We start from the raw sequence: 18,993 nt of genomic DNA, 5'->3' as shown, positions 1-18,993 counted from the left end.
TATGCACCAAAAATTAAGTTTAAAGGAAAAGGTAGGATATGGATTTGGAGATTTCTCTTCCTCTATGTTCTGGAAGATATTTTCGGTTTATCTGCTTTATTATTATACAGATGTATTTGGTATATCAGCCGCTGTTGTGGGAACAATGTTTCTTGTTACTCGAATTTGGGATACAGCTTTCGATCCCATTATAGGAATACTGGCAGATCGAACCGAAACAAAATGGGGAAAGTTTAGACCATATATTTTATGGGTAGCTATACCTTTTGGATTAGTTGGGGTGCTGACTTTTGCCTCTCCCGACTTAACGCCGAATGGAAAAATTATTTATGCTTACATAACATATACATTGATGATGATGGTTTATTCCGCAATTAATGTCCCTTATGCATCATTGATGGGGGTTATGACGGCGGATAGCAAAGAAAGAACAACGCTCTCTACTTATAGATTTGTTTTCGCTTTTGCGGGAAGTATTTTAGTACTGGCTTTAGCCGAGCCTCTGGTTAATTTTTTTAGTGATTTTTCTTCCCAAAATAGTATAAAGTACGGCTGGAGACTGACAATGACCTTTTTTGCAGTAATAGCTTCTCTCCTTTTTCTTTTTACTTTCTTTTGGACAAAGGAGAGAATACGCCCCCCTAAAGAACAAAAAACTTCTTTAAAACAAGATTTGACGGATCTGGGGACTAATAAGCCATGGTTTATCTTATTAGGAGCAGGCGTTTTTACTTTGATTTTCAATTCGCTTAGAGATGGCTCGGCAATATTTTATTTTAAATATTACTTTATAAATCAGGAGGCATTTCGACTACCGATTATAAATACAACAATTAATTACAGTAGCCTGTATTTGGTTCTTGGGCAGGCCGCTAATATTGTGGGTGTGATATTAGCCAAGCCGATATCTGATAAAATTGGAAAGAAAAGCACATTTGCTTATGCGATGCTAATGGCGGCTATTTTAAGTACTGGATTTTTCTTTTTTCAAGAGCGCCATTTGATATTGATTTTCCTTTTTCAGTTTCTGATAAGTATTTGTGCAGGATCTATATTCCCTCTCTTATGGTCTATGTATGCAGATATAGCCGATTATTCTGAATGGCGGACAGGACGCAGAGCCACCGGATTGATTTTTTCATCATCATCAATGTCTCAGAAATTAGGCTGGACTTTAGGCGGAGCTTTTACCGGATGGATGCTTGCCATATTTGGTTTTGAAGCGAATGCGGTTCAATCGGAAGGCACTCAGACAGGATTGCGATTAATGATGAGTATCATTCCAGCTCTTGGAGCAATTATTTCAATGGTATTTATTTTTTATTACTCGCTTTCCGATAAAAAAATGGTCGAGATAACAGAAGAACTTAATAATAGAAGAGAAAAGGAAAAACTGGTAAGGAACAGTTTTTAAAATTAGTCAAACATATTTATGAAACTATTTGAAGAAAGACAAACGCTCCTTAAAAAGCAATATAGCGAGCTTTTGGAACAGCAAAATATAAAGATCGAGCCCGGAAATGGAATTTATTCCAGATATAAATTTCCCGTTTTAGAAGCTGCACATGTGCCGCTAAACTGGAGATATGATTTTGATGAGCGTACCAATCCATATTTTATGGAAAGAATAGGTGTAAATGCGGTGTTTAATGCCGGAGCGATAAAATTTGAAAATAAATACTGTTTGGTCGCCAGAATTGAAGGAGCAGACAGAAAATCTTTTTTTGCTGTGGCTGAAAGTCAAAACGGAATAGATGGCTTTCGCTTTTGGGGAGAACCTATACTCCTACCTCCCGTAAATGAGCCGGATGTAAATGTTTATGATATGAGACTGGTTCAGCATGAAGACGGCTGGATTTATGGGTTATTTTGTACAGAGCGAAGAGATCCGGCGGCATCAGAGGGAGATCAAAGTGCAGCAATTGCACAGTGCGGTATTGCAAGAACCAAAGATTTAAAAAACTGGGAGCGTCTTCCCGACCTAAAGACGAAATCAGCTCAGCAAAGAAATGTAGTCTTGCATCCCGAATTTGTAAACGGTAAGTACGCTTTTTACACGAGACCGCAGGATTCTTTTATCGAAGCGGGAAAAGGAGGAGGAATTGGAATCGGCTATTGTGATGATATCCAGCATGCTGAAATAGAAAAAGAGTATATTATTGACGAAAAACGTTATCATACCGTTTACGAATCTAAAAATGGCCAGGGGCCTGCACCAATAAAAACAGAAAGAGGATGGCTCCATTTAGCTCATGGCGTAAGAAATACGGCTGCCGGGCTACGTTATGTTTTATATATGTTTCTAACGGATTTAAATGATATTACCAAAGTGATTCGAAAACCCGCCGGATATTTTATAGCACCGGAAGGAGAAGAGAGAATCGGTGATGTTTCTAATGTTGTTTTTGCCAACGGATGGATTTTGGATGATAATAAAGTCTTTGTCTATTATGCTTCTTCCGATACAAGAATGCATGTTGCTACGTCAACAATAGATCAGCTTTTGGACTATGTGCTAAACACCCCCGAAGATGGTTTCAAATCAGAGGAGTCTGTAAAATCAATTTTGGAACTTATTGAGAGAAATAAAAAACAAGGATACAATTAAATTGGAAAAGGAAAAACTCTACTCTTCTTTAGAATCGGAGCTGTTCGATATATTAGATTATTGGGAAGAAAATAGCCCAGACGTTGAGTTTGGAGGCTTTTTAGGCCGTCGGAATATCAATAATAAAGTGATAGAAAAATCGCCTAAAGGGGCTGTTTTAAATAGTCGTATATTATGGACTTTTTCGGCTGCTTTTCGATATACGAGAGCTGACAAACACTTTGATCTGGCAAAAAGAGCTTTTACATATATTAAAGATTATTTTATAGATACTTTAAACGGAGGGGTTTACTGGACGGTTGATTATAAGGGAATCCCTTTGGATAAAAAAAAGCAGACTTATGCGCAGGCATTTGCTATTTATGGATTATCAGAATATTATGGTATTTCCAAAAATCAAGAAGCTTTAAATTTGGCTATTTCCATATTTGCTTCTGTCGAAAGGCATTGTTTTGATAAAGAAAAGTTAGGTTATCTGGAAGCTTTTGACCAAACATGGCAGGAAATCTCGGACTTGAGATTGAGTGAGAAGGATGCTAATGAGAAAAAAACGATGAATACGCATTTGCACATTCTGGAAGCGTATGCAAGTCTGTACAAGTATTGGCCCGATAAAGAATTAAAAAATCAGTTAGAGCGATTATTGGCCGTTTTTAATGATTTCATTATCAACAAAGAATCTAACCATCTAAATCTCTTCATGAATGAAAATTGGGAATTTACTCAGCATTTAATTTCCTATGGTCATGATATAGAAGCAGCATGGTTATTAAAGGAAGCTAGCGAGGTCTTGGGAGATGATAATTGGATTAATCTTTTTAAACAGAAAGCTGTAGAAATAGCAAAGATGACTTTAGAAGGCTTGGATGAAGACGGAGCACTTATTTATGAAAAGGATTTAGACAAAAAGCATGTAAATAGAGAGAAGCATTGGTGGGTTCAGGCAGAAGCCATGGTCGGGTTTTATAATGTTTATCAAATTACAGGGGATGAAATATATCTGAATGCGGTTGAAAAATTATGGGAATTTATTGATGAGAAAATACTTGATCGTAAGAATGGCGAATGGTTTTGGGGAATAGACGGTTTTGGAAATCTTATGGATGAAGATAAATTGGGTTTGTGGAAATGCCCATATCATAATACCAGAGCTTGCCTGGAAGTACTTAACAGAATTAATGAATCAAAAAAATTACATTGATTAAACTTTTCTTCAATAATGTAGTCTACAGCTATATTGTATTTTATTTTTATTGATGAAAATTTTTGTTAAATCCCTCGTTTTAATTTTATTAGCTAATATTTCCTTAGCACAAACGCCCATTGAAGTCTCCGGAATTTTAAAAGATTCAACAGGACTTACAGTTATAAGCGCTGCAATTAAGCTCTATTCCAGGCAAGATACATTAAGTGCTGTTTCCGATGTTGATGGAAAGTTCACCATTAGAAACGTGAAGAACAAGAATTTTACGCTAAACATTACAGCTTTAGGATTTAAACCTTTTGCTAAAGCATATAATTATTCTTCATCGAATACTAATACAATACACTTGGGTTCGATAACCCTGAGTAGTGATGTTAGGCTTCTAAGTCAGGTAACGGTTGACGGTACCCCGGATGTAGTTGTTAAAGAAGATACATTGCAATTTCGGGCAGATCAGTACAAATTAAAAGATAATGCTTTGGCAGAAGATCTTTTAAAGAAATTGCCTGGTGTAGAAGTGGATAGAGATGGTAATGTAACTACGCAAGGAAAACAGGTAACCAGAGTAAGGGTAAATGGCAAGGATTTTTTTGGGGGGGATGTGAAGACAGCAACTCAAAATTTACCAGCGGATGTCCTTCAAAATGTTCAGATTATAGATGATTATGGCGATCAGGCGAATATAACGGGAGTTAAAGATGGAGAGCCGGAAAAGATTTTGAATTTCACCATCAGGCCAGATAGAAATAAGGGATACTTAACCCGCGGAACAGTAGGCGTGGGAGATAAAGAAAGGTATCAAGCGTCTGTCTTTGCTGCAAAATTCAACAATAACCAACAAATATCTGTTCTTGCGAATCTTAATAATACCAACGCCAATATCTTCAATCTCACGCAACAAGGGGGCGGAAGAAGAGGAGGCAGATCTGGCGGAGGTAATTTTAATAGTTCTTCCGGACTAACTGATGTCAAATCTTTTGGGTTAAATTATAGAGATCAATGGAGTGAAAAGGTTACGGCTTACGGGAGCTATTCTATTTTTGGAAGAAATAATGCTGTTGAGAGTACGACCTTGCAGGAAAATCTTGCGACGGCAAATAACAATTTTACTACTGTAGATAATAATAAAGAAGTAAATTCAAAAACTGAGAATATTAATCACCGTTTTGATTTCAATATTGAATATAAGATAGATACACTAAATTATCTGAAATTCACGCCCAGAGTAACTTTTTCGACAACAGATAAAACTGAAAATTCTAATTTTAATATTTTAAGAAACGATGTTTTATCTTCGGAGGGTAATTATGTTGATATTACCGATTCTCGGACGCCAAATCTCGGAGCGGACTTTTTATTCAACCACCGTTTTGCTGGGACAACAAGAAACTTATCACTAAGTGCATACTTAAACACATCCAGTTCTAATTCAGGTCAGGATTATTTAAATAAATCCTTGGAATACAATGATCCAATTAGTGCAGCAACAAGTCTATATCAAAGACAATTAATAGATAACGATAATTCCACTAATAACATTAATATCAATACATCCTATATTGAGCCCCTTTCAAAAACAAAAAGCTTAGAATTTAATTATGAATATGGATTTAATAAAATAGATAACAACAGAACCGTTATGAATACCGATGTAGAAACGGATGCGCCTATTTATGATCCAAACTTGAGTAATAACTATAATTTTAGCTTTACAACAAATAGATTTGGGCTTAATTATAGAGCTAGAGAAGAGAAATATAACTACACTTTAGGATTGGGATTACAACCAAGTGTTTTAAAGGGAGAGTCAATAACCAGGAACACATCAACAAGAACAACAGCATTAAATATTTATCCTTCTGCAAGGTTTCAGTATAAATTTTCCAGATCAAAAGAATTTAATATAAACTACAATGGAAGGAGTAACTTACCAAGTTATAATCAATTACAGCCTGTAACGGATAATTCTAATCCGCAGTTCCCGGTTGTAGGGAATCCAAACCTGGGAGCTGAGTTCAATAATAGCGTTAATATTCGCTATAATAATTCTAATATAACAACAGGGAATACATTTTTTACAAACTTCAATTTTAATCTAACCAAAGATAAAATTGTGAGTACAACCAATACTCCTTCGGCCGGTTCGGCTACGAATGCGATTCAAGAAAGAGGATATACTAATGCAAACGGATATTACAGTTTAAACGGATTCTATGCCTACAACCGACAATTGAAAGATAAAAAGTACGTATTTGGATTAAGAGGAATGGCAAACTATAATAACAACATTTCCTTTATTAATAATGAGAAAAATATAGGCAGAAACCTGGTGTTAAGTCAACGACTGCAGATACAAATACAACCTAAAGAATGGTTAGAGATAGTTCCGTCCATAAACTATACATATAATACCAACGACAATACAATTAGTAAAAATGCGAATAGACAAGTACATACTTGGGCAACAGCTTTTGATAGCAAGATCTATTTTACTAAAACTTTTCTATGGGGCACTCAGGCGGATAAAAGTTTCAATAGAGGCTATGGAAGTATAGGAGCAAATCCATTTATTATAAATACATATTTGGAAAAGCAATTCTTTAAAGGAAATACCGGAGCATTACGTTTAACTGCTTTCGACCTTTTGGATGAAAGTACTGCTATTTCGAGAACTGTTGATCCGGCTTATATTTTGGATAGCAGAAGTAACAGATTGTCACGTTACTTTATGTTGACTTTTAGTATGAGGATTAACAAGTTTGCAGGAAATTCCAGTATGGGAGGAGAAAATAGAGAACGTTATAGAGGGGGTGACAGAGGTCCCGGAGGATATGGTGGAGGACCGGGGTTTTAAGACTAACAAGAAAGGGATTTCAAAATGAAATCCCTTTCTTGTTAAGTTATTATTCGCTTACAATCCAAAAGCCTGTTTTATTTGATCGAGGTAATCCAGCTTTTCCCAGGTAAAAAGTTCTACCTCAACAATTTTTTCTTCACCATTTGCTCCCAAAAACTTTTTCGTTACTATTTCATTTTTGCGGCCCATATGTCCATAAGCTGCGGTTTCCGAATAAATAGGATTTCTAAGTTTAAGTCTTTGCTCGATAAAATATGGACGTAAGTCAAAAATCTGAGCTACTTTATTCGCAATTTCCCCATCAGTAAGATTTACTTTTGATGTACCTTTAGTATCTACAAAAACACCACAAGGTTCTGCCACACCTATTGCATAAGAAACCTGTACAAGAACCTCCTCTGCGACACCTGCAGCTACTAGATTTTTGGCAATGTGTCTTGTTGCGTAGGCAGCAGAACGGTCTACTTTTGATGGATCTTTTCCAGAAAAAGCACCTCCCCCATGTGCTCCTTTACCTCCATAAGTATCAACAATAATTTTCCTTCCAGTAAGACCAGTATCCCCATGAGGACCTCCAATAACAAATTTTCCTGTGGGATTAATGTGGTATTTGATGTCTCCATCGAAAAGTTTCTGAAGTTCTGGTTTCAACAAAGCTTTCACCCGTGGGATAAGGATATTTATAATATCTCTTTTTATGGTTGACAGCATTTCTTCGTCATTTTCATGAAAATCATCATGTTGAGTGGAAATCACAATACTATCAATTCTTATAGGTTGGTGATCATCATTATATTCGATAGTCACCTGCGATTTTGCATCAGGCCTTAAATAAGTTATTTCCTTGTTTTCTCTTCTTAAAGCAGCAAGCTCGATTAATAATTTATGAGAAAGATCCAAAGCCAAAGGCATGAAATTTTCAGTTTCGTTTGTTGCGTAACCGAACATCATTCCCTGATCTCCTGCTCCTTGTTCTTCTGGTTTCGCTCTGTCCACACCCTGGTTAATATCCTGAGACTGCTCGTGTATAGCAGAAAGAATACCACAAGAGTTTGCCTCGAACATATACTCAGATTTTGTATAACCGATTTTTTTAATTACATCTCTGGTAATCCTTTGTACATCTAAATATGTTGAAGATTTAACCTCTCCTGCTAAAACCACCTGACCCGTGGTAACTAATGTTTCACAAGCAACTTTAGAGGATTGATCGAAAGCCAGAAAATTATCAATTAAAGCATCAGAAATTTGATCTGCTACTTTATCCGGATGCCCCTCTGATACAGACTCAGATGTAAATAAATAAGACATAATAAATTATTTAAATAAAAAATATGTAAAGAGGAATTTTTGACTGCGGTAATAAAAGCATGTTTGGCTTTAGCACTTTTTTATGTGGTTGCAATCCTGGCTTTTAGATAAAGCACTCAAATCATTCCACTTGTTTGCGACAAAGATATAACAAATTTTATTTTTGTTAAAAAATAGAATTACTTTGTCGCTGTTTTAATACATGATTTTGAGAAGAGAACGGATACTTTTTATTGTTAATCCAATTTCCGGCGGAAAAGATAAAATCCGCTTTCCTGAACTCGTAGACAAATATTTAGACAGGAATATTTTTGAAGCAAATATTGTTTTTTCCGAGTACGGAGGCCACGCCTCTATTTTGGCGAAAGAAGGAATTGATCAGGAATATGACTGTGTGGTGGCAGTTGGGGGGGATGGTACAATTAACGAGGTTGCATCGATATTAGTTTTTTCAGGGAAGAAAATGGGAGTAATCCCGTGTGGATCGGGTAATGGTTTAGCCAGAACATTGGGAATACCACTAGAAAGAGGCAAGGCTGTTCGCAGACTTAACAGAAATAAAGTTAGAGTAATCGATTCGGGAACACTTAATAATAGAAGGTTTTTTAATATAGCGGGTTTAGGTTTTGATGCAAGAATAAGTGCCCTTTTTGCAGATAATAAAGGAAGAGGCTTAAAAGGATATGTGGTAAGTGTATTAAAAGAAATAAAAAACTACAAACCTAATTTGTATACAATAGAAGTAGATGGAAAATCGTTAAAAAGAGAGGCCTTTATGGTGAGTATCGCAAATTCTTCTCAGTACGGGAATAACGCGCATATTTCCCCTACTGCAACTATAGATGATGGGCTGCTGGATGTGTGCATTATTAAACCTTTTCCATTGTATTGGTTGCCAATTTTAATAACGAGAATGTTATTGAAGAATGTCGATTCTTCGAAATATTTAGAAATTATTAAAGGTAAACAAATAAAAATCGAACAATTGGGAGATGACCCGATCCATATTGACGGAGAGCCATTAGTTGGAACGAAAACAATCGAAATAGAGGTTGAACACCTCTCTTTAAATATTCTGGTTTAAGCATTAAAGCATATGAGCGATAAAAAATCTAAGAAATTCAACAGTTTTGAAGGAATAGTGTTTTCGACAGACCCGGATTATGTATATGAAGAGCATAGAGATAACGTAGAAACCTTGCCAAATAATCAACAAAATTTGAAAGTACAGTTAGATAAGAAACAAAGAGGAGGAAAAGCTGTTACGTTAATAACAAATTATGTTGGCACAGAAGATGATCTTGCATATTTAGGTAAGATGTTAAAAACTAAATGTGGTGTAGGAGGAAGTGTGAAAGATGGTGAAATTCTTATACAAGGGGATTTTAGAAAAAAAGTAATTGAATTGTTGCAAAAAGAAGGTTATAAAGTTAAGCAAGTAGGAGGATGACCTAAAACCCTACTACATAGTTTGATAACCTAGGAAACGATGTTTTAAATCGATTGCATATAATAGAAAATTCACCTAAATTTTGTTTTTTACACAAAAAATAGTTTTTATTGTAAAAGCTAATTGAAAAATAAAAAGAAAGTTTTTTTAAATTAGCTTATGAAATTAGGAAGTGGAACTGCTGTCGAAGTAAATAGAGTTTCAGCAAAATTTTCGTAAAAAAGTAAAAAAGTTTGATTTTAAACATTAAATCATAAATTTGTTATGGCCTTGTTTAAAAATCGAATATATAATAAACGAATTCTTAAAGAACTTTAAATAAATTATCAATTAATCAAAAACTAAAAATTAAATTAACAACAAGCAATGTCAAACGCACCAAAACCAACTACAGCTAAGAAAGAGACCTCTGGAGGTTCTAGTATTTTTGCAGGATTAGCTATTGTAATTTGTATCGCTATCGCATGGGGTATATTCTTATTCGTTATGGGTAACCCAGCAAACTTTGAGGGTGGAGATAACGCAAATCACCCGTTAGAAGGTAACTATTTAGGTATGATCTATAAAGGGGGTATCGTTGTACCTTTCTTGATAGGCATGTTTTTAATGGTTATTGTTTTCTCAATCGAGCGTTTCTTTGTTATTAGCAAAGCTGCTGGTAAAGGAAATGTAGATGCATTCGTGAAAAAAGTACAAAGTTTCTTATCTTCTGGCAATATCGATAGCGCTATTTCTGAGTGTGATAAACAAAAAGGATCGGTAGCAGCAGTTATTAAATCAGGCCTTTTGAAATATAAAGAAGTTGAGTCTGATACAGTAATGAATACAGAGCAGAAATGTTTAGCTATTCAAAAAGATATCGAAGAAGCCACAGCATTAGAAATGCCGATGTTAGAGCAAAACTTAACAGTTGTTTCAACATTAGTTTCTATCGGTACGTTAGTAGGTCTACTAGGAACGGTCGTAGGTATGATTAAAGCGTTTGCGGCGTTAGCAACGGCAGGTGCTCCTGACCAGGCTGCATTAGCAAACGGTATCTCTGAGGCTCTTATCAATACCGCTACAGGTATCGGTACTTCAACTTTAGCGATCATCTCTTACAACTTCTTTACCTCTAAAATTGACTCTTTGACATATTCTATTGACGAAGCTGGTTTCTCAATCGTACAAACTTACGCTTCTACACATAGATAAAATATTAGTGAATAGTTTTTGGGTGTTCTGACCTGATAAATGTGTCAGAGCACTTTTTAAAGTAATTAACAGGACACTAATAATTAAAAAATAAGAAGATGCCAAAAGTAAAAATTAAAAGAAAAAGCACTCTGATTGACATGACCGCAATGTGTGACGTGGCATCGTTGTTGCTTACTTTCTTTATATTGACGGCTACTGCCAGACAGCCAGAACCGCTGCCTGTAGATATTCCTTCTTCTACTGTTACTATTAAATTACCCGATACAGACATTTCTACACTTACTGTAGGTCAAGGAAAAGTTTTCTTCGGTGTTGTAGGTCAGGATGTGAGAATCAATATGCTACAAAGAATCGGTGAGAAATACGGAATTGAATTCACCGAGCAAGAAAAATTACGTTTTTCTTTGATTGAATCTTTTGGAGTTCCTGTTGCCAACCTAAAAGAGTTTATAGCAATGTCAGGAAATGATAGAAATAAGGTACAACAGCCTGGTATTCCTAGAGATTCGACAAATAACGAGTTGGATCAATGGATTCTTCAAGCAAGATATGCTACAAAAGAGTTGCACAATCAAGATTTGAGATTCTCAATCAAAGGAGATTCGAAAGAAGAGTATCCTGTGATTAGAGACGTAATCGACATCTTGCAAAGTCAGAAAATTAATAAGTTTAGTTTAATCACTTCTTTAGAAGGCTTAGATAGATAAAAATGGCACAATTAGATACCTCGGGTGGTGGTAAAAAAGACGGCGGAAAGGTAAGGACCAAGAAGAAGTCTACTAACGTGGATTTAACCGCGATGGTTGACTTAATGTTCTTGTTAATTACTTTCTTTATGTTGACTACCACGCTTGCTAAACCGCAAGCCATGGATATGTTCATGCCAGATAAAGATGAAAAAAATCCTGATGAAACTCTAGATGTTAAAGCTTCTAGAACAATGACTATTCTTTTAGCTGAAAACGATAAGATTGTTTGGTATATGGGTGTTGCCGGAGATAATCCTCCAACGGTAGACAACTATGGGAAAAATGGTATCCGTAAAGCTCTTATAGAGAATAATGATAAAATTGTTGCTACTACTGGAGATCCTGCAAAAGGATTAATGGTTATTGTAAAGCCAACAGATAAATCAAACTATAAGAACTTCGTTGATATTTTAGATGAAATCAAGATAGCAGGAGTTCCTTCCTATGGTATCGTAAATAAAATCGAACCAGCGGAAATCAATCTCCTTAAGGATCAGGGAGTTTATTAATACTATTTCAGTATAAAGAAACGTTAAATAGTTAACAAAAAAATTTAAAGAATATGCCAAAGCTGGATATTTTAACTCGCAATTGGATAGACATAGTCTTTGAAGGTCGTAATAAAGAGTACGGTGCTTACGAATTGCGTAAGAACAATGCTAAGAACACCAACAAAGCTATTTTAATTGGCGGGTTATTGTTTATAGCTGCTTTTGCTGCTCCTATGATAAGTAAACTTCTTAAGGGCACAGATAGTGAAGCAGATCAGCAACAAAAAATAAAGGAGACAGAGGTCGTTTTAGCAACACCTCCTCCTGTAGATAAGGAGCTTCCTCCTCCACCTCCGCCGGTGGAGCCACCTCCACCACGCGTGGATCAAGTGAGGTTCCCACCTCCGGTAGTAAAACCGGATGAACAGGTTGTGGAAGAAGAACCGCCAACAATTAAAGATTTGGAAAAAGCGGACCCTGGTCAAAAAACATTAAAAGGAGATCCGAATGCACAAATTCAAATTGAGAACCCTCATTATGGAGAAGGTCCGGTTAATCAGGTGGTAACAGAAGATACAAATGAAGTGTTTACTAACGTGGAAGTTTTTCCTGAATTCCCAGGAGGTATTGAAGCTTTCTACAAGTTTCTAAACAAAACGTTAGTTTATCCTCCAATGTCAAAAGAAAACAACATCCAAGGAAGGGTAACAGTTAACTTTGTTGTTGAAAAAGACGGATCTTTAACTGATATTAAGGTTTTAAGAGGTGTCCCTGGTGGAGATGACTTAGGTCAGGAAGCTATCAGAGTATTGAAAAAATCCCCGAAATGGAAACCAGGAGTTCAAAATGGTAGACCAGTTAGGGTTTCTTACTCAGTACCAGTAATGTTTGCTTTACAACAATAATGGAGTATAAAAGAACAAGAAGAAGTCAGAAATCGCCCCAAAAGCGATTTCTGCTCATTTTAGGACTAACCGTTTCTATAGTATATTTTGCTTTAGGAATGGTTATTATATTTTGGGATACTTTTCCGTTATTGGTAGGTGTAGAGCCAATGTGGAAGAATGTATTTGCCGCATTCTTAATAATCTATTCGCTATTTAGGTTGGTAAGGGTTTTACAAGATAAAAGAGATGAATAAATATCAGTTTCTCGTTTTTTTCGCTTTGGTTTCAGCCTTACTTTCTTGTAATCAGAAAAAAGAGAGGGGAGAGAACTACACTTTCGGAAATGCTAAGATTGTTTCGGACGAATCTTTATTTCCTATAGTGGACGATGAGCATCTTGTTTTTCAGACAAGGTATAAGAAAGCAAGCATAGAAATGGTCTACAAGCCGTTGAAGGAAGCCCTTTCTTTGTTCCTGAATGATAGTATTGATGTTGCTGTCCTTCCAAGGCAATTAACAGAGGAGGAAAAAGCTGTTTTTGCAAAGAAGAATGTTAAGGTTCGTACCATTAAGTTTGCCATAGACGGTATAGCTGTTATTACATCCAAATCAAATCCAACCGAAAAAATAACCATAGATGAAATTAAAGCCTATTTGAATGGTACAACCCCCGACAATGCCCCCGTTGTAGTTTTTGATAATGCACAATCGAGCACTGTGGAATACTTAATGGAAAATCTGAACGTTAAGGAATTAAATGCTAAAAATATTTATGCCCTAAAAACCAGCGAAGAGGTGATTCGATATGTAAAAGATCATCCTAAAGCTTATGGCATAATTAGTGTTAGTTGGATTAAAAGACCGACTAAAGATATAGAAGAAGCTGTTAATGATATTAAGTGTCTGGCGGTAAAGAATAAGGAGGGAAGTTATGTTGAGCCAACACAATCATCGTTAAAAACACAGAAATATCCGTTGACAAGAGATTTATATTTGATTGACTGCCAGGGAAAGGCAGGATTGGGAACAGGTTTTGCGGCTTTTCTAGCTTCCGATATCGGTCAACGAATTATTCTCAAGTCTGGAATAGCTCCAGATTCACTTCCTTCGAGGCAAATTATTATAAGGAAGTAGATTTTTTATTTTTTTTTGTTTAAAATTGAAATATGAATATAACTAAGAAAATAGCAATAGCAGCAATAGGCTTTGTTTCCATGGGAACGGTGACAATAGCGCAGAGCTTAGAAGATGCAAGAAATGCTGTTACTGCAGAGCAGTATCAGAAAGCGAAATCCATGTTTAATAACTTAGTAACTACACAAGCTAATGTAGGAGCAAATTATTTTTACTTTGGAGATTTGTATCTTAGGTTAGAAAATGCAGACTCTGCAAAGGTATTATTTCAAAAAGGCATAGCGGCCGATCCAGGGTATAGCTTTAACTATATTGGATTAGGTACAGTAGACCTTTTTAATAAAAATGAAACTGCCGCCCAGGCTAATTTTGATAAGGCGACAGCTTCGATGAAAAAAAGAGATTACAAAGAATACATATATATAGGAAATGCTTATACATATGAGCGATCTTTAAATCTCGATAAAGCATTCCCATGGTTTGAAAAAGCAAAAGCAAACGGATCTAAAGATCCTGAACTTTATGTTGCTTTAGGAAATGCTTATAAAGCGCAAAAGAAAAATAGTGAAGCAGTTGCCGAATATCAAAGAGCTTTAACATACAACAGTAACTTACCTTCTGTAGATGTTAATATAGGCGAGATTTGGACAGCAGCTTATAACTTCGAGTTAGCTGAATCGACTTTAAACGAAGTTGTTGCTAAAAATCCGAATTTCGGTCCTGCTTACAGAGCTCTGGCTGAGAATTCTTATCGTTGGGCATCTCAGTTCCCGGCTAAAAGATCTGAATTACTCCCAAAAGCTAAGGAGCAGTACTCTAAATATCTGGATTTGACAGACCGTTCTGCAGATTCGAGATACAGATATTTGATTTTCTTATTAAATGCAGGAGACTTTGCTACGTTAGAAACAGAAGCTAAAGACTTTATTTCTAAATATTCTTCAAAAGGAGACTATAAATTAGCTGAACGTTTCTTAGGCTATGCCGCCATCGAAAACGGACATAATCAAGAGGGTATTTCAGCAATGAAGAATTTCATTTCTTCTGTAGACAAGAAACGTCTTATTGCCAACGATTATTTAAACTTGGCAAAAGCTTATCAGTCCAATAAAGAGGACTCTTTAGCAATAGAAAACTATGTTAAAGGATACGATTTGGATACTTCTAATGTAGAAATTTTAGGGAATATAGCTAAGACATATTTTGCTTCAAAGAAATACGGAAAAGCAGCTGATTATTATCAGAAATTGACTCGTCAGCCAAAAGCCTCTTTCACAGACTGGTTTTACTTAGGTTATTCTAAATATTTTTATTTTGCTATTGAGTTGAATAACCAAAAACCAAGAAATGAAGAGTTGATAAAGAAAACACTTTTAGAAGCAGATAGCGCATTTACTTATGTTGCAGAAAAGGCAAATAATGCCGATGCATATTTATATGTAGCAAGGGTAGAGTACTATTTGGATGAAAAGGATCCGGAACAAAAAGCTGTAAAAGCATACGATAAGTTTATTGAGTTGACTTTGGCTAAAACAACGCCATTGACAGATAGAGACAAAACAAACTTGGTGGAGGCCTATTCTTATAATGGTGGTTATTTTGCAGCAAAGGATAAAGTGAAAGCAAAAGAATATTTTGATAAAGCTTTAGAATTGGATCCAAATAACGCACAAATTAAAGAGGCTTTAAGAGCTATAAAAGGATAAAAAATATTTAGATATTTAATGTTAACAAAGGGACGGATTTATGCCGTCCCTTTGTTTTTTGAGACAAACTTATATATTTGTGTCATAAACTTAAATTGATGGAAAATCTAAGTACACCAGTAGATTATTTGCCGATTGTAATCCAACTTGCCGTTGCTTTAGGCTTTGTCATTTTGACGATGACAATAACCCACTTAATAGGACCTAAAAGAAAAACAACCGACGTAAAATTAACTCCTTTCGAATCAGGAATTGAATCGATAGGGAATGCAAGACAACCATTCTCAATTAAATATTTTATCGTAGCTATTATGTTTGTTATTTTCGATATTGAAGTAATATTCATGTACCCTTGGGCGGTAAACTTTAGAGAATTCGGAATAAATGGTTTAATAGAAATGTTCATCTTTATGGGAACATTATTACTTGGGTTTATCTATATCCTTAAAAAGAAAGTTCTGGAGTGGAACGATTAATTCTAGAATTATTCTAAATAGCTGTAATGTTAGTATTTACGTGTAAAAGTTATAAATTTACAGCTTACATAAAAACGATATAAACCCTGTAGACTAAAAGAAGAAGACTTTTTTATGAGCGATATAAAAATGGCTAATGCGCCTGCTGGAGTAGAGGGATCTGGTTTTTTTGCCACAACATTAGATCAGGTAATTGGATTGGCGCGATCACACTCTTTGTGGCCCTTACCTTTTGCAACTTCTTGTTGTGGAATAGAGTTCATGGCAACAATGGGAGCGCATTACGACTTTTCACGATTTGGTTCAGAAAGACCTTCGTTTTCGCCAAGGCAAGCTGATTTGCTAATGGTTATGGGAACTATTGCAAAGAAAATGGCTCCGGTATTGAAACAGGTTTATACACAAATGGCGGAACCCCGTTGGGTTATCGCTGTTGGGGCTTGTGCTTCTAGTGGAGGAATATTCGATACTTATTCTGTGTTGCAGGGTATAGACGAAATTATTCCCGTCGATGTTTATGTGCCTGGATGTCCTCCGAGACCAGAAGGAATTATAGATGGATTTAATAAAATTCAGGAATTAGTTAAAAATGAGTCTTCTAGAAGAAGGAATTCTCCGGAATACCAGCAATTGTTAGAAAGTTACGGAATTCAATAATGGCAAAAATCTCAAATCAACAAGTAATAGCGCGTTTGGAAAGTCGATTTGCTTCTGAAATTTCGAATATTGAAGAGCCTTATGGCTTGTTAACTTTCGAAACCGAGAGAAGTACAATTTTGGAGCTTCTTTCCTTTCTTAAGAACGACGAAGAATTAAGCTTTAATTACTTAACAGATCTTACCGCTGTTCATTATCCAGAGCGAAACTTAGCATTGGGTGTAGTATATCATTTACATAGTTTTAAAAATAACGTTAGGGTAAGAATTAAGACGTTTTTACCTGTCTCTGATCCAACTATTCCAACGGTGACAGATTTATGGAATGGAGCGAACTGGATGGAGCGGGAAACGTTTGATTTTTTTGGAATCCAATTTATTGGCCATCCTGATTTGAGAAGAATATTAAACGTAGATGATATGACGGTTTTTCCAATGAGGAAGGAATATCCGTTGGAAGATCCGAACAGAGTTGATAAGAAAGACTATTTTTTTGGACGTTAAGCTATTTTCATGGGAAAGTTTATTACAGAGATTACTCCAAACCGTCCGGTATTTACAGATGATGATCCTCAGATTGAGTTGCATACATTAAACCTAGGGCCCACGCATCCTGCAACACACGGTGTTTTTCAAAACGTATTGCAAATGGATGGCGAGCGGATTGTCAGTGGCGTATCAACTATAGGTTATATACATAGGGCTTTTGAAAAGATTGCGGAACATCGTCCTTTTTATCAGATAACACCACTTACAGATAGATTGAATTACTGTTCATCTCCTATTAACAATATGGGATGGCACATGACGGTTGAAAAACTGTTAGATATAAAGATGCCTAAACGTGTAGATTATATGCGTGTGATTGTGATGGAATTAAGTAGAATTTCAGATCATATTATATGCAATGGAATCTTGGGAGTAGATACAGGTGCTTTTTCGGGATTTTTATATTTGATGGAAAAGAGGGAGGAAATTTATGAAATCTACGAAGAAATTTGCGGTGCCAGGTTGACGACAAATATTGGCAGAATTGGTGGGTTTGAAAGAAATTTTAATGATATCGCGTTCGATAAAATTAGAAAATTTGTTAAATCCTTCCCTCCTGTTCTAGAAGAATTCGAGACTTTATTTAATAGAAATAGAATTTTTATTGAAAGAACCTCCGGAGTTGCGGCAGTTGATCCCGAAACGGCTTTAAGTTATAGCTGGAGCGGGCCTATATTAAGAGCGACAGGAGTCGATTATGATGTGAGAGCAAATGAACCTTATTCGTCATACGAAGATTTTGACTTTGAAATACCGGTAGGAACTACGGGCGATGTTTACGATCGATTTTTGGTTCGTAACGAAGAAATGAAGCAGAGTATCCGAATCATCGAACAAGCCTTGGAGAAAATTGCAAAAGAACCTAAAGATATTTTCCATGCTGATGTTCCGGACTTCTATTTACCGCCAAAAGAACAGGTTTATAATAATATGGAGGCGCTAATCTATCACTTTAAAATTGTGATGGGAGAAGTTGAGACGCCAAAAACAGAAGTTTATCACGCTGTAGAGGGTGGTAACGGAGAGCTGGGATTCTATTTAATTAACGATGGAGGAAGAACCCCCTATCGTTTACACTTTAGACGACCAAGCTTCATAAACTATCAGATGTATGCCCCAATGAGTCGGGGAATGCAACTGGCAGACGCAATTATAAATATGTCTAGCTTAAATGTTATCGCAGGAGAATTAGATGCTTAAAGTTGAAGAAACACAACCAGTGGAGTTTTCTAGCGAACTGGTATCAAAATTTGATGAAATTGTAAGGCGCTATCCGGAAGGGAAACAAAAGTCCGCTTTATTACCTGTCCTTCATGAGGTCCAGGCAGTTTACGGGTGGTTGAGTTCTTCCGCTATGGATAGGGTTGCCGAATATTTAAAAATATCTCCAATAGAAGTATACGAAGTAGCAACATTTTATACAATGTACTTCTTGAAACCTCAGGGAAAATTCACTTTAGAGGTTTGCAGAACTGGACCTTGTTGCTTGGTTGGAGCAGAAAAATTATTGAACTATATAGGTGAAAAACTAGGTGTCGAAGAAGGCGAAATAACTCCCGACGGATTATTTAGTTACAGAGGAGTAGAATGTTTAGCTGCATGTGGCTTTGGTCCTGTTTTACAAATAGGTCCAGAATACACATTCTATGAAAACCTGACAATAGAATCTGTAGATAAGCTAATTGATGACTTAAAAGCGAAAGCCGGTAAATCTTAAA

The 18,993-nt window shown here is 36.0% G+C and carries 19 protein-coding genes; 18 read left to right on the top strand and 1 reads right to left on the bottom strand.

Annotation, left to right across the window (positions count from 1 at the left end; translation table 11 throughout):
• Position 1: 1 nt before the first annotated feature.
• Genes PEDSA_RS14960 through PEDSA_RS14945 form a run of 4 tightly spaced genes read left to right on the top strand, consistent with a single transcriptional unit; the run spans position 2 to position 6,666 of the window.
• A complete protein-coding gene (locus PEDSA_RS14960) occupies positions 2–1,414 on the top strand; it encodes an MFS transporter (RefSeq protein WP_013633998.1) in 1,413 nt (470 codons plus the stop codon).
• A gap of 18 nt (positions 1,415–1,432) precedes the next feature.
• A complete protein-coding gene (locus tag PEDSA_RS14955) occupies positions 1,433–2,608 on the top strand; it encodes a glycoside hydrolase family 130 protein (protein ID WP_013633997.1) in 1,176 nt (391 codons plus the stop codon).
• Entirely contained in the window at positions 2,577–3,809 is a 1,233-nt protein-coding gene (locus tag PEDSA_RS14950) for an AGE family epimerase/isomerase (RefSeq protein WP_013633996.1), read from the top strand. Before PEDSA_RS14955 ends, PEDSA_RS14950 begins: the two co-directional genes overlap by 32 nt.
• Positions 3,810–3,864: 55 nt before the next feature.
• Entirely contained in the window at positions 3,865–6,666 is a 2,802-nt protein-coding gene (locus PEDSA_RS14945; RefSeq protein WP_013633995.1) for an outer membrane beta-barrel protein, read from the top strand.
• Positions 6,667–6,723: 57 nt separating this feature from the next.
• On the opposite strand, the gene metK is transcribed toward PEDSA_RS14945, so the two are convergent.
• Positions 6,724–7,980 (bottom strand): methionine adenosyltransferase, encoded by a 1,257-nt coding sequence (metK, locus tag PEDSA_RS14940; RefSeq protein ID WP_013633994.1) that lies wholly within the window; start codon positions 7,978–7,980, stop codon positions 6,724–6,726.
• 202 nt (positions 7,981–8,182) lie between these two features.
• Here metK and PEDSA_RS14935 point away from each other — a divergent pair, with 202 nt between their 5' ends.
• From PEDSA_RS14935 to PEDSA_RS14870, 14 genes are all read left to right on the top strand, one after another.
• Positions 8,183–9,064: a diacylglycerol/lipid kinase family protein gene (locus PEDSA_RS14935; RefSeq protein WP_013633993.1), complete on the top strand. Its 882-nt coding sequence runs from the start codon at positions 8,183–8,185 to the stop codon at positions 9,062–9,064.
• Between the two features lie 12 nt (positions 9,065–9,076).
• Positions 9,077–9,430, top strand: coding sequence for a translation initiation factor (locus tag PEDSA_RS14930; protein WP_013633992.1), 354 nt, complete (start codon positions 9,077–9,079; stop codon positions 9,428–9,430).
• Between the two features lie 366 nt (positions 9,431–9,796).
• The gene (locus PEDSA_RS14925) at positions 9,797–10,624 is read left to right on the top strand and encodes a MotA/TolQ/ExbB proton channel family protein (RefSeq protein ID WP_013633991.1); all 828 of its coding nucleotides are present in this window, start codon (positions 9,797–9,799) and stop codon (positions 10,622–10,624) included.
• A gap of 98 nt (positions 10,625–10,722) precedes the next feature.
• Entirely contained in the window at positions 10,723–11,334 is a 612-nt protein-coding gene (locus tag PEDSA_RS14920; RefSeq protein ID WP_013633990.1) for an ExbD/TolR family protein, read from the top strand.
• 2 nt (positions 11,335–11,336) lie between these two features.
• Positions 11,337–11,885: an ExbD/TolR family protein gene (locus PEDSA_RS14915; protein ID WP_013633989.1), complete on the top strand. Its 549-nt coding sequence runs from the start codon at positions 11,337–11,339 to the stop codon at positions 11,883–11,885.
• A gap of 53 nt (positions 11,886–11,938) precedes the next feature.
• Positions 11,939–12,772: an energy transducer TonB gene (locus tag PEDSA_RS14910; RefSeq protein ID WP_013633988.1), complete on the top strand. Its 834-nt coding sequence runs from the start codon at positions 11,939–11,941 to the stop codon at positions 12,770–12,772.
• Positions 12,772–13,008 (top strand): hypothetical protein, encoded by a 237-nt coding sequence (locus tag PEDSA_RS14905; protein WP_013633987.1) that lies wholly within the window; start codon positions 12,772–12,774, stop codon positions 13,006–13,008. The genes PEDSA_RS14910 and PEDSA_RS14905 overlap by 1 nt, the downstream gene beginning before the upstream one ends.
• Complete coding sequence (locus tag PEDSA_RS14900; RefSeq protein ID WP_013633986.1) at positions 13,001–13,888, top strand: PstS family phosphate ABC transporter substrate-binding protein; 888 nt, start codon at positions 13,001–13,003, stop codon at positions 13,886–13,888. Before PEDSA_RS14905 ends, PEDSA_RS14900 begins: the two co-directional genes overlap by 8 nt.
• A 32-nt stretch (positions 13,889–13,920) precedes the next feature.
• The gene (locus PEDSA_RS14895) at positions 13,921–15,594 is read left to right on the top strand and encodes a tetratricopeptide repeat protein (RefSeq protein WP_013633985.1); all 1,674 of its coding nucleotides are present in this window, start codon (positions 13,921–13,923) and stop codon (positions 15,592–15,594) included.
• A 98-nt stretch (positions 15,595–15,692) separates the two neighbouring features.
• Positions 15,693–16,070, top strand: coding sequence for an NADH-quinone oxidoreductase subunit A (locus PEDSA_RS14890; RefSeq protein ID WP_013633984.1), 378 nt, complete (start codon positions 15,693–15,695; stop codon positions 16,068–16,070).
• Positions 16,071–16,184: 114 nt separating this feature from the next.
• Positions 16,185–16,727, top strand: coding sequence for an NADH-quinone oxidoreductase subunit B (locus tag PEDSA_RS14885; RefSeq protein ID WP_013633983.1), 543 nt, complete (start codon positions 16,185–16,187; stop codon positions 16,725–16,727).
• Positions 16,727–17,230 carry an NADH-quinone oxidoreductase subunit C gene (locus PEDSA_RS14880; protein ID WP_013633982.1) on the top strand — a complete coding sequence of 168 codons (504 nt, stop codon included), beginning with the start codon at positions 16,727–16,729 and terminating at the stop codon, positions 17,228–17,230. The genes PEDSA_RS14885 and PEDSA_RS14880 overlap by 1 nt, the downstream gene beginning before the upstream one ends.
• A gap of 9 nt (positions 17,231–17,239) precedes the next feature.
• The gene (locus tag PEDSA_RS14875; protein ID WP_013633981.1) at positions 17,240–18,475 is read left to right on the top strand and encodes an NADH-quinone oxidoreductase subunit D; all 1,236 of its coding nucleotides are present in this window, start codon (positions 17,240–17,242) and stop codon (positions 18,473–18,475) included.
• Complete coding sequence (locus PEDSA_RS14870) at positions 18,468–18,992, top strand: NADH-quinone oxidoreductase subunit NuoE family protein (RefSeq protein WP_013633980.1); 525 nt, start codon at positions 18,468–18,470, stop codon at positions 18,990–18,992. The genes PEDSA_RS14875 and PEDSA_RS14870 overlap by 8 nt, the downstream gene beginning before the upstream one ends.
• The last annotated feature ends 1 nt before the right edge of the window (position 18,993 follow it).

Source organism: Pseudopedobacter saltans DSM 12145, from assembly GCF_000190735.1.
GTDB lineage: Bacteria > Bacteroidota > Bacteroidia > Sphingobacteriales > Sphingobacteriaceae > Pseudopedobacter > Pseudopedobacter saltans.
Note: the sequence above shows the minus strand (reverse complement) of the source record. Positions and strands in the feature narration are given on the sequence as shown.